We start from the raw sequence: 11,298 nt of genomic DNA, 5'->3' as shown, positions 1-11,298 counted from the left end.
ATACCTATTTGTAGTGTAATATATAGGTATGGGATTTTTATAATACGGAGGATAAAATGATAAAAGGAAGAATTCATTCAATAGAATCAATGGGACTAGTAGATGGTCCAGGAATAAGAGTAGTTGTATTTTTTCAAGGGTGTTCCCTAAGATGTAAGTTTTGCCATAACCCAGATACTTGGAATTGTAATGGTGGAGATGAGTATACCACTGAAGAATTAGTAAAGAAGATAGAAAGATTTAAACCTTACTTTAAGCAAAGTGGAGGAGGAGTAACCATTTCAGGTGGTGACCCATTAAGACAACCAGAATTCCTTATAGAAGTACTTAAGCTTTGTAAAGAAAAGGGAATACATACTTGTGTTGATACAGCAGGTTATGGTTTAGGGGAATATGATGAAATACTTAAGTATACTGATTTAGTATTATATGATGTGAAACATTTTACTAGAGAAGGCTATAAGAAGGTTACTGGTTTGGAAATAGATGAATCACTTAATTTCTTAGAAGCGATGCAAAGAAATAACACAAAGATGTGGATAAGACATGTTGTTGTTCCTGGATTAACAGATGGAGAGGAACATATAAAGGCATTAGGTGAATATATTAAAAATATCAAGAATGTAGAAAAGGTAGAGTTATTACCTTATCACTTACTTGGAGTAAATAAATATGAGAATTTAGGCATGGAGTATAGACTAGAAGGTACTCCTGCAATGGACAAAGAGATATGTAATAAGTATAAAGAATTACTTAATGAAGTAATTGGATAAAGAAAAAAACTTTGCGAAAGCAAAGTTTTTTTATAATTTAAGATATTATTTCTCTGAATCGTCATCTATATCAATATTATCTAATCCTAAACTCTTAATATCTTCTTCAGATATTTCTTTTGGATCAAGTTCTTTAGGTACTTCAATTTTAGAGTTTGCTTTATGTTCAGCTTCTCTTCTTGCTTTTTGAAGTTTGCTTGGGTTAAAGAACATTGATATGCTTAAAAAAGTTCCTATTAAAATAGCTAATGGTAATAGCTTCATACCAAAGAAAAAATAAAATCCTATAGATAATACAGCATCTGTTAGTAAAGCTTTTATCATATTTTTAGTACTAAAATCCATAAATAAGTCCTCCCCACTAAATATATCTTTATTATACATAATTATAAAAAAATTTACAATTATATAAAGGAAATAAGTTAAATGTTTACATAGTTTTTAGAAATATTTTTGAGATTATATAAATATATATAAACATGGATGGAGGAGATAAAATGAAAAAGTTTCTTTTAAAAACCTTTCTTGCATTTTCTCTTATTTTTATATTTTTATTCTCAATGACTATGGTATTAGAAAATAAGAATAAGAAGGCTCTTCAAAGTAAAGTTAAAGTAGAGTGTGAGATAAGGGATGGTGAGATAATTATTCCACAAACACCAGATAAAGTAGCTGCAAATTATGAGTTTACTAAATTATACTTTTACAGTGGCATCGTATTAAGTCTTATTCTTCCTATATTATTCTATATTTATGGTGGTATTGGATTAATAAAGAGATGGAATTTTAGGTTTAAAATAGTTGAAGGTGGAATTCTTTTTATTGTTTATTACCTATTTAATATGATTTTAATGTTTCCTAAATCACTTTTTAGTTCTTTCTATAGAGGGAGACTTGTTGGATTAAGTAATTTAGGCTTTTTAGATTTTCTTAAAGATTATATAGTAAGTGATTCTATAGATTTACTTATTTCACTTCCAATAGTAGCCATAATATATGTTATTTTTCTTAAGAGAAAAAGTTGGTATTTCTTATCAGCAGTAATACTAATAAGCGTATCTCTAATAGGTAATTATATTTATCCATATTTTGATGAGGCCCAAAATGATTTAGTGCCTATGGAGGAGGGAGAATTAAAGAGCAAAATAATAGATTTATCAAAAGAAGCTGGAATAGAAAATTTAGATATAAAGGTTATTCCTAAAAGTGGTGAAACAAATAGTATGAATGCCTATATGACAGGAATTAATAATAGTAGAAGAATAGTATTTTGGGATACTACTTTAAATGGATTAAGTGAAAAAGAGGTATTATCAGTAGCAGCTCATGAGATGGGGCACTATAAATTAAACCATATTCAGAAATCAACAATAATATCATCTTTATTGACACTAATGACATTAATGTTAGTTCATAATTTAATGAGAAGATTTTCAACTAAAGATTATAGAAAAATAGAAAAAGTACCATATATATTATTTATCTTAAATGTAATTGGCCTTTTATTTTCACCAATTGAAACAGCTTACTCTAGAAAGATGGAAGTAGAGGCTGATACCTTTGCAATGGAAATAACTAATGATGGATATACAAATGGAGCTTTAGAGATTAAGTTTATAGAAAGCAATTTAACTCCAGTTGATGTTGATCCAGTAATTAAATGGCTAGCTTATGATCATCCTACTTGTAGAGAAAGAATAGAACTAAGTAATGAGTTTATAAAGAAAAAATGTGAATAAAGTTCACATTTTTTTTTAGATTTATTTTATTCATGTGTATATATGAGTATTTCCGAGATTAATAAGAATATTTTATTTTTTTCTAGAATAAAAGTATAAAAAGTAAAAAAATGTATTAAAGTCTGTGGTAAGATTAAATTGTAATTACAAAAAATGGAATAAGAATAGAATGTTAGATGTTTATGCAGAAACTACTATGAATGAACAAGGTTAGAATTGAGGTGGCCATGCTATAAGCCAATACAATATTAGATACAAGGATTATAAAATGACCAGGAATGGAATAGAGCTTGTTTTAGAAATGGAGAGCAGTTGAGAAGTTATTATATAGATTACTCGAAAACAGTACAAAAATAGTTAATATAAAGTAGATATTCTCTACTTTAAGAATGTGAAGGGTATGGTTTATGAGGATTATAAGTTTAATAAGGTATGAGCTAATAGAATTACGTAGAAAACCAATAGTTATAATAGTTGGAATACTTTTTTTATTTGGTCTTCAACAAGTCTTGTGGGCAGGAAAAATAGACAATTCATTTAATCTTGGATTAGTTACTTTTTTAAAGAATTATTGGTTGCCAATAAATTTGATCTATATTCCTTTACTAATAATTTTTTCAGATATAGGAGCAAGTGATACAGAAGTTTTTAAGATAATTAATAGCCAGTAAATAGGTTTGCAAGTAAGGTTTGTGCTAGCCTAATTATAACCGGTTTAATATTATTTGTAACTTTAATTACTCTTATTCTTGTAGGATGGATTTGTAATGTTCCGTTTAAATACTTTCTATATCAATCAAGCTTAGCATTAATAAATTGTTCTTTGTCTTTGTTTACCATTATGGGTTTAGGGCTACTTATAGGGAAATTTATAAAGATTGATATTATTAAATATATATTGATTTTATTATTATTCATGGGGATTAATAATTTTTATAAAAATACAAATGTATTAGCGCCATTATATCATATTGATATGGTTCAAAGCACTTTTGAATTGATTTCTACAGGATCTGTCTTTAAAAGTCATATAATTATTTATACTTTAATAATTATCTTGTCTTTAATATTATTATACATTGGAGAAGGAGAGGGTAAAAAAGGTTTAATAAGTGTTAAATCTATAATATGTACCGTTGTTGTAATTGGAATAATATCTTTAATTATATTGAATACAAAAAAGTTTGAACCTGTAGAATATAGTGTGGCAACTGATAATATTGGTATTTTATATGATGAAAACAAAGAAAACAATGATGGATTTAATATACTTGAATATGATATGAAAATTAATATTAATAAAGAATTTAAAAATGATTGTAATATAAAAATAGAAGTGGTGAATGACAATTTGTCTACTATAAAACTAAAGTTATTTAATAAATTGGAAGTTACAGAACTTTCTTTGAATAACAAAGATATATCATTTGAAAGAGATGGAGATAACATAATAATTAATAGAGATACATATGATAGAACTCTTAATATAAACATTAAATATAAGGGGATAATTAATACTTTTGGTGAGAGAGAAGGTAAAAAGTATTTCTCCAATAGTAGTAGTATATTTTTAGCAGATTATTTTGAATGGTATCCAAAGGGAGAATATAGGGGATATGATAAAAAATATAGCTTGAATATAATTAAAAGTGGTAATAAAAAGATATACAGTAATCTAAATTCAACAAGTGCTGGGAAGTATGAGGGAAGGGATAAAGAGATTTTTTTAGTGATGGGAAATATTGAAGAAAAGAAGTATGATAATCATACTTATGTAGGAAATATAGAGTTAATAGATTCTAGAGAAAAAGTAGAAGTAGTTAATAGTATATTTAATGAAGATGAAATAAGTATGTTAAATGAAAAAACAAATATAATTTTCACACCAAGAAGTGATAAGCAATATTTAGTTAGAAATATATATAAAGATTACGTTTTAATAGGAGAATTAGATTTTCAAAATAAAATTTATAGAAATTAGGAGAAGGCTATGAATAACTTGAAGGTAAGTGATGTGAGTTATGAATATAAAAACTTAAGAGCATTAGATAATATTTCTTTTGAAGTTAATGATGGATTAATAGGGGTGTTAGGAGCTAATGGAGCAGGTAAGAGTACACTTATGAAGCTTATAACAACATTATATAAACTTCAAGGGGGAAGTATAGAGCTAAATGGCTTATCATATGATAAGAACTTAAAGGATATACGAAATAGTTTGGGGTACTTACCACAGAATTTTGAGGTATATGATAATCTTACAGGTGAAGAGTTTCTCCAAATAGTTGCGTCATTAAAAAAGGGAATTAAAGGATTGGAAAGATGTAAGCATATAGATGAAATAGTAAATACTCTGAATATGAAAAAGTTTATTGGAAGAAAAATTAAAGAGTATTCAGGTGGCATGAAACAAAAGCTTGGTTTTGCTCAAGCATTAATAGGATATCCAAAAGTAATAATAATGGATGAGCCTACAGTAGGATTAGACCCAGAGCAGAGAAATATTATTAGGGAGCTTTTTCCTAGAATAAGTAGAGATAGAATAGTATTTGTAACTACTCATATAGTTGAGGATATAGAGAATTATTGTAATTATTTAATTGTGTTAAAAGATGGAGAATTAATATATAAAGGTTCAAAAGAAAGTTTTATAGAAGAAGTAATGGGATTATTGTGGGAAGTAACCTTCTCTGGAGAGGAATATGTTAAGAATTTGGATAAGCTGAAAATTATATCTACTATTATAGATGGTGATTGTTTTAGGATAAGGTATATAAGTAAGAAAGCCGAAGTAGAAAATTCACAAAATATTATACCAACGTTACAGGACTCATATATAATCCATAGTATGAAATATGAAAATGGGTGGAATATATGATAAAAGAATACTTTAAGCATATAGAAAACATATTAAAAGTACCTATATTGAAGATAGGTATGGGTATAGCATTATTTATAAATATATATTTTATAGTAATAAAATTTAAGAATTTAGGTAGTAAAGAATATTTTTCAACTATAGGAGTATTTGAAGGTGTAATAAATTTTTGGATGTTGCTATTTTGTACAACATGTATATTGTTTATTATAGGTATGGATTATACCAATAGTATAGTAGATATTTCTATTATTGCTGGTGGTAGTAAAAGTAATATTTATGTTATAAGAAAGCTAATAACCTTCCTTTCTATCTATATACCAATATATTTTTGTACGGCTATTAATGTTTTGATTGGAATGAGGATAGATGGACATGCAAATATAAAAACTATACTTATATATTCTTTAATCACCCAAATCTTTGTAATATCTTTTACACTTTTATGTATAGGGGTAACAAGAAGTATTTCTATTAGTATGACACTTGTTACATTTGGATATTTTATTCAAGAATTTTTATGGAGGGGAAAGATAACTAAAGAATATGGAGTGCTAGCTCATAGATTCTTTTTAGATGTTGGAGATGATTCTTTTAGAGTTAAGGTGAAATTATTTTACTTTATACTATCAATTGTATTTTTATGGGGGTTTTATAAAAGTATAGGAAGAAAAAGGCATATATAATTATTTGATATTATATAAAAGAGAAATTGCAAAGCAATTTCTCTTTCTAAATTAATTTAATAATTTTTTTGAAAAATATCCTCTTGGGATATAGCCCTTCTTTAAACCTTCTATAATTAACAAGTAAGTTGCTGCAGTATCAAATCTAGCATCATGATAGTCACCACTACCTTGGAATAGCTCATCAGCCTTACTTGATATTTGATCTTTTGTAATTCCTAAAAAATTAATTACTTCTTCAAGTTTTGGATTTTTATAATCTCCACTTGGTCTAAGAATTTTACATATATCTCTATAGTATTGCATTGTGCAGAACATATTCTTTGGCTCATAGTCAATTCCCATAGCTTCAAGTTCTAATTTTAAGAATCTAACGTCAAAATTAACATTATGACCTATAACAAAATCGGCTTCACTAAAATCATTAATAAACTCTTCAATTAAATCTTCAATATATTGACCATTAGATAAATCATAAAGTTTTTCTAAAGAAAACCCATGAACAGCTTCAGCAGCTGGATCCATTTCGTCAACTGTAAAGAAAAAGTTTTTTCCTATTGTTTGTTGTGGTTTTGTTGAAGCATCTATTGTAATATAGCTTAATTGACAAATATGTCCTGGTTTAATACTTGTTGTTTCAGTATCAAAGATTAATAACTTCATATTAGTTCCTCCTGTTGAAGCGATTATAATAAAAATATTATATCATAATTAAAACTTTAGGAACTATAGATTATTACTAATTTCTTCTAAAAGGCTTAAACAGTTATTTAAAGTAATATCTTCCTTATCTAAGCTTGGATTAAATTCTACAAAGTCAATAGATCTAATAAGATTAGTATTTAATAAGTCTTTTATAATCTTTTTTCCACCTTCCATAGTTAGTCCATCTACTACAGGTGTGCCTGTACCAGGAATAAAAGTAGGATCTATTGAATCTATATCAAAACTTAAGTGAACATTATTTATGTTTGACGAATCTAAAGTAGAAATTAATTCTTCCAAGCATTTTTCTAATCCTTTTTCTTTTATATCGTTCATAGTCCAAACATTTAAATGCTTATTTTCAATTAATTCAATTTCACCTTTATCTAGATCCCTTGCACCAATTATATAAACATTTTTAGGATTAACTTTACAACCTTTATAATAAATATTTATTAAAGAATCATATCCAACGCCCATAGAAGCAGCTAAAGGCATACCATGAACATTACCAGAAGGTGATGTTTCTGGTGTATTTATATCTCCATGAGCATCTACCCAAATTACAGCTAGGTCTTGTCCGAAATATTTACCACAACCAGCTAAGCTTCCCATACCAAGAGCATGATCTCCACCAATTACTAAAGGTAATGCACCATTATCAAAAGAGTTATTAACTTTATCAGCTAATTCATTATTTATATTAATTATTTCATCTAAATACTTCATTTTGTTATTACATTTATATTTATTTTCAGAGGATACTTTGTTTACTTTTACGTTTCCTAAGTCACATACCTCATGTTTTTTAGTAAATACATCAATTAAACCATTTTTTCTTAGAATATCAGGTCCCTTTTCTACACCGGGTTTATCACAACCATAGAACAAAGGAACTCCTATAATATTTATCTTCATTTCATTCCTCCAAGTATGCTAACAAATTTTTAAAATAGCTACAGGTACTATATTAATCTTTTAAAAGTTTAATGTAAATAATATTTTAAAAATTTCATATTATTATTATAGTTTGGGATAATTAGAAATTTAAATTCAAATTTATTATATGTAAAATACGAAAAAAAAGTAAAAATAAGTACAAATAAAAAGAAAATATTTCCTAAAATTAATTGATAATAATTATTATATGAGATATAATATTTGTAACGGGAATAAAATATTATCTATATAGTAAAACTAAGTAATAGAACTAATATAGGAGGGTTGAAAATGATTGGAGAAGGAAAAAGAAAGATATCTATAATAGGAGCAGGTTTTGTAGGTGCAACAACAGCTTACGCCTTAATGAACAGTGGAATAGCAACGGAAATTTGTATATACGACATAAATATGGAGAAGGCAATAGGTGAAGTAATGGACTTAGTTCATGGAACTTCATTTGTAAAACCTGTTAATATATATGCAGGTGGAATTAGTGAAACAAAGGATTCAGATATAATTATAATAACAGCTGGAGCTGGTCAAAAAGATGGAGAAACAAGGTTAGATCTTATTGATAAGAACTATAAGATTTTTGAAAGCTTTGTGCCAGAATTGGCTAAACTAAGTCCAGAATCAATACTATTAGTTGTATCTAATCCTGTAGATATTTTAACTTATATCACATATAAACTATCAGGATTCCCTAAAGAAAGAGTCATTGGATCAGGTACTGTACTTGACACTTCTAGATTGAAGTATGTTTTAGGTAAATATTTTGAAGTTAATAATAATAATGTGCATGGTTATGTTATAGGTGAGCATGGTGATAGTGAAGTTGTTACTTGGAGCAATGCAAGAATAGGGGTTGAAGACTTAGATAACTATTCTAAGGGAGTTAATTTAGAGTGGGATAAAGAAATTAAAAAAGTTATAGAAGATGATGTTAAAAATGCAGCGTATGAAATTATAAGTAGGAAAAAAGCAACTTATTTTGCTATAGGTCTTGCTGTAAATAGAATAGTGGAAGCAATATTTAGAGATGAAAATTCAATTTTAACTGTATCTAGTTTGTTTGAAGGACAATATGGTATTAGTGATATATATCTTGCAGTACCATCAATAGTTAACAGAAATGGTATAAAACAAGTTATAGAAATATCTTTAAATAGTGAAGAAGAAGATAAATTAAAGAAATCAGCAGACATATTAAAGAAGCATTTAAATGAATGTATTAAATAAAAGTAAGAAAGAAACACTTTTTAATAGTGTTTCTTTCTTACTTTTGGAGAGATTTAGTACTTTTATTTAGATAATATACTTCAATAACTTTAAGTAATTTGGTATAATCTATTTTATAAACTTTAAGGGGGCGTAACAATGGATGTAGATGGAATAATAATTCCAAAAGATTATGAAGTAAAAGAAACGCTTATAGAAACAGAAATTCATATAAAAAAAATTAAGGATTTCTTTGAAAGAACTTTATCAGAAAAATTAGACTTAATTAGAGTATCAGCACCGTTATTTGTAGGAGCATCCACTGGATTAAATGATAATTTAAATGGAGTTGAAAGACCTGTTAATTTTGACTTAAAAGCAACAGGAGAAGATGTAGAGATTGTTCATTCTTTAGCTAAATGGAAAAGATTAAGCTTATATAGATATGGTTTTGAACCTGGACATGGGTTATATACTGATATGAATGCTATAAGAAGAGATGAAGACTTAGATAACATTCATTCAATTTATGTTGATCAATGGGACTGGGAAAAGATTATCTTAAAAGAAGAAAGAAATGAAGAGAAGTTAAAAGAGATAGTTAGAAGTATATATAGTGTATTTAAAGAAACAGAGAACTTTGTAGCTAATGAATTAAAGTGTATAGAAAAGGAATTACCTAATGAAATATTCATTATAACATCTCAAGAATTAGAAGATAAATATCCAAATTTATCTCCTAAAGATAGAGAAGATGCAATATGTAAAGAACATGGAGCTGTGTTTATAATGAAGATAGGAGATGTTTTAGCATCTGGAGAAAAACATGATGGAAGAGCACCAGATTATGATGATTGGAAGTTAAATGGAGATATTCTTTTCTGGTATCCAGTTTTAGATAGAGCTGTAGAGCTATCTTCTATGGGAATAAGAGTAGATAAGGACGCTTTAGAGTACCAATTAAAAAAGACAGGCTGTGAAGAAAGAAAGTCATTAGAGTTTCATAGATTGTTATTAGAAGGAAAACTTCCTTATACAGTAGGGGGAGGAATAGGACAATCAAGAATTTGTATGTACTTTCTAAGAAAAGCTCATATTGGAGAAGTGCAAGCTTCTGTTTGGGATGAAAAAAACCATAGGATATGTGAAGAAAACGGAATAAGACTATTATAGAAAAATAAGAGAAATTGCATTGCAATTTCTCTTATTTTTAATATAGGATGCTTATTATTTAAAAGTAATTTCACCACTTAAAATATTTTTTTTATTTCCATTTTCGTCTAAAACAATTAATTCGCCATTATCGTCTAATCCAATACAGTTAACTTTCTCTTTCCCCCTTGAAGTAACAAGAAAAGCTTGCTTATTTATTATAAGAGAATGAGTTTTACTAATTTCAGCAACCTCTGAATATATATTTTTTTCTATAAAATCAATATATAAATATTCGAAATTATTTAGAAATAAAGCAAGAAGTTTATTTCTATCATAACTAATATTCGTCTCTATCTTTAAAGATGTTGCAGTATTTTTTAGTTCCTCTAGAATATTATTTGAATTTATATTAACATTAATTCCAACGCCAACTACGATATAGTTTATTCTATCCATATCGCATTTCATTTCTGTTAATATTCCACATATTTTTTTGTTATTTAAATATATATCGTTAGGCCACTTTATTTTTGCATCTATTCCATAGTTATTTAATGTTTTGATTAAGGCGGCAGAAGCTATTTGAGTAATTTTGTGAGCGTTTGTAGGTTCAATATTAGGCCTTAATATAATTGACAGCCATAATCCACCTTTAGGTGATGACCAGTATCGTCCTAATCTACCTTTTCCGCCACTTTGTTCTTCAGCAATTATTATTGTTCCATCTTTTATATCAATGCTATTTCCAAGTAGTTTTGCTTTATCATTAGTTGATGAGAGTGACTTAAAGTATTCTATATTTTGTCCTATATATCTAGTAGTTAAATATTTATTTATATCACTTTTTAATATTAAGTCAGGAGAGTTAACTAATTTATATCCTTTATTAGATACTCCTACAATTTCGTATCCATCCTCTTTTAGAACTTTTATATGTTTCCAAACAGAGGCTCTAGTTATTCCTAAACCTTTGCTAATTTCTTCTCCTGATACATAGTTGTCACTTTCTTTTAGAAGTTTGATTATTTCTTCTTTCATAAAAAATCTCCCACAATAGATTATTAACTTAACATATTGCATATTATAACATAGAAAATAATAAAAAAGATTAAGTAGTCTACAAAATCTTAAGTATTTCGTAATTATTTATTGAATTTTGTTTGTAATAATATTATTATGAAGAGAAGTAGGAAAAGGAGTGA

Annotated in this window: 12 protein-coding genes; 8 read left to right on the top strand and 4 right to left on the bottom strand. The window is 27.2% G+C overall.

Annotation, left to right across the window (positions count from 1 at the left end):
* Positions 1-56: 56 nt before the first annotated feature.
* The gene (gene pflA, locus G594_RS0108315; RefSeq protein ID WP_027098161.1) at positions 57-773 is read left to right on the top strand and encodes a pyruvate formate-lyase-activating protein; all 717 of its coding nucleotides are present in this window, start codon (positions 57-59) and stop codon (positions 771-773) included.
* Between the two features lie 45 nt (positions 774-818).
* Here pflA and G594_RS0108310 read toward each other — a convergent pair whose 3' ends face one another.
* Positions 819-1,118: a hypothetical protein gene (locus G594_RS0108310; protein ID WP_027098160.1), complete on the bottom strand. Its 300-nt coding sequence runs from the start codon at positions 1,116-1,118 to the stop codon at positions 819-821.
* 152 nt (positions 1,119-1,270) lie between these two features.
* On the opposite strand from G594_RS0108310, the gene G594_RS0108305 reads away from it, so the two are divergent.
* From G594_RS0108305 to G594_RS19610, 5 genes are all read left to right on the top strand, one after another.
* Positions 1,271-2,512, top strand: coding sequence for a M48 family metallopeptidase (locus G594_RS0108305; RefSeq protein WP_027098159.1), 1,242 nt, complete (start codon positions 1,271-1,273; stop codon positions 2,510-2,512).
* A 407-nt stretch (positions 2,513-2,919) separates the two neighbouring features.
* On the top strand, positions 2,920-3,183 hold the full coding sequence (locus G594_RS0108300; protein WP_027098158.1) for a hypothetical protein: 264 nt from the start codon (positions 2,920-2,922) through the stop codon (positions 3,181-3,183).
* 245 nt (positions 3,184-3,428) lie between these two features.
* Positions 3,429-4,493, top strand: a complete 1,065-nt coding sequence (locus G594_RS0108295) for a hypothetical protein (RefSeq protein WP_155849297.1) — start codon at positions 3,429-3,431, stop codon at positions 4,491-4,493.
* Between the two features lie 9 nt (positions 4,494-4,502).
* A complete protein-coding gene (locus tag G594_RS0108290) occupies positions 4,503-5,390 on the top strand; it encodes an ABC transporter ATP-binding protein (RefSeq protein ID WP_027098156.1) in 888 nt (295 codons plus the stop codon).
* Positions 5,387-6,076 carry a hypothetical protein gene (locus G594_RS19610; protein ID WP_051195947.1) on the top strand — a complete coding sequence of 230 codons (690 nt, stop codon included), beginning with the start codon at positions 5,387-5,389 and terminating at the stop codon, positions 6,074-6,076. The genes G594_RS0108290 and G594_RS19610 overlap by 4 nt, the downstream gene beginning before the upstream one ends.
* 51 nt (positions 6,077-6,127) lie before the next feature.
* Here G594_RS19610 and G594_RS0108280 read toward each other — a convergent pair whose 3' ends face one another.
* Together G594_RS0108280 and rocF are read right to left on the bottom strand one after the other, a co-directional pair.
* The gene (locus tag G594_RS0108280) at positions 6,128-6,739 is read right to left on the bottom strand and encodes a 3'-5' exonuclease (protein ID WP_027098154.1); all 612 of its coding nucleotides are present in this window, start codon (positions 6,737-6,739) and stop codon (positions 6,128-6,130) included.
* Between the two features lie 63 nt (positions 6,740-6,802).
* Complete coding sequence (gene rocF / locus G594_RS0108275; RefSeq protein ID WP_027098153.1) at positions 6,803-7,699, bottom strand: arginase; 897 nt, start codon at positions 7,697-7,699, stop codon at positions 6,803-6,805.
* A gap of 312 nt (positions 7,700-8,011) precedes the next feature.
* Here rocF and G594_RS0108270 point away from each other — a divergent pair, with 312 nt between their 5' ends.
* Both G594_RS0108270 and asnA read left to right on the top strand, forming a co-directional pair.
* Complete coding sequence (locus G594_RS0108270) at positions 8,012-8,962, top strand: L-lactate dehydrogenase (protein ID WP_027098152.1); 951 nt, start codon at positions 8,012-8,014, stop codon at positions 8,960-8,962.
* A gap of 138 nt (positions 8,963-9,100) precedes the next feature.
* The gene (gene asnA, locus G594_RS0108260; RefSeq protein WP_027098151.1) at positions 9,101-10,114 is read left to right on the top strand and encodes an aspartate--ammonia ligase; all 1,014 of its coding nucleotides are present in this window, start codon (positions 9,101-9,103) and stop codon (positions 10,112-10,114) included.
* A 54-nt stretch (positions 10,115-10,168) separates the two neighbouring features.
* Here the strand turns inward: asnA and G594_RS0108255 are convergent, their stop codons facing one another.
* A complete protein-coding gene (locus G594_RS0108255; RefSeq protein WP_027098150.1) occupies positions 10,169-11,134 on the bottom strand; it encodes a biotin--[acetyl-CoA-carboxylase] ligase in 966 nt (321 codons plus the stop codon).
* Between the last annotated feature and the right edge of the window lie 164 nt (positions 11,135-11,298).

The organism is Clostridium paraputrificum AGR2156 (assembly GCF_000424025.1).
GTDB lineage: Bacteria > Bacillota > Clostridia > Clostridiales > Clostridiaceae > Clostridium > Clostridium paraputrificum.
The sequence above is the reverse complement of the archived record's forward strand: the minus strand, read 5'-3'. Positions and strand labels throughout refer to the sequence as shown.